The sequence below is a fragment of the Clostridium boliviensis genome (assembly GCF_033342255.1).
In the GTDB taxonomy this organism is placed as follows: domain Bacteria; phylum Bacillota; class Clostridia; order Lachnospirales; family Lachnospiraceae; genus Lacrimispora; species Lacrimispora boliviensis.
The window spans coordinates 1-424 of sequence record NZ_JAWONS010000293.1; the positions used below are offsets into that span (position 1 = coordinate 1).

The 424-nt window shown below is 62.0% G+C and carries 1 protein-coding gene; it reads right to left on the reverse strand.

Translation table 11 applies throughout. The features are described 5' to 3' along the window. Positions 1–58 precede the first annotated feature (58 nt). The coding region (locus RZO55_RS21575) for a His/Gly/Thr/Pro-type tRNA ligase C-terminal domain-containing protein (RefSeq protein ID WP_318066332.1) at positions 59–424 on the reverse strand (366 nt) is incomplete at its 5' end.

Here is a 424-nt window from a genome sequence, read left to right on the forward strand (position 1 = left end):
CCCGCGTCAGTTCACCGCAATGGTGCGTCCGTTGAACGGTTTCCATATGGCTTCCCTCCTACCTCTTGCTTCCGGCCCGTATATATTCGACCAAACGGTCAAGCCGCACTTCCTCCTGCCGTCCCGTGGCCATCTCCTTCACGACAGCCGTATCCCGACCCAACTCCTCCTCGCCGAGGATGACCACATAGCGGGCCTGTTCCCGATCGGCCGCCTTCATCTGCCCTTTCATCTTCCGGTCGAGGACGTCCCGATCCGCCGAACAGCCCGCCCGACGCAGTTCAGCGAGAAGGGTGACTGCCCGCCGTTTGGCCGCTTCACCCAGGCTGACCACGTAACAGTCCAGCCTGCGATGGGCGGGAAGTTGAACCCCGTTCTCCTCCAGAGCGACGAGGATCCGATCCAATCCCAGGGCAAAGCCGAA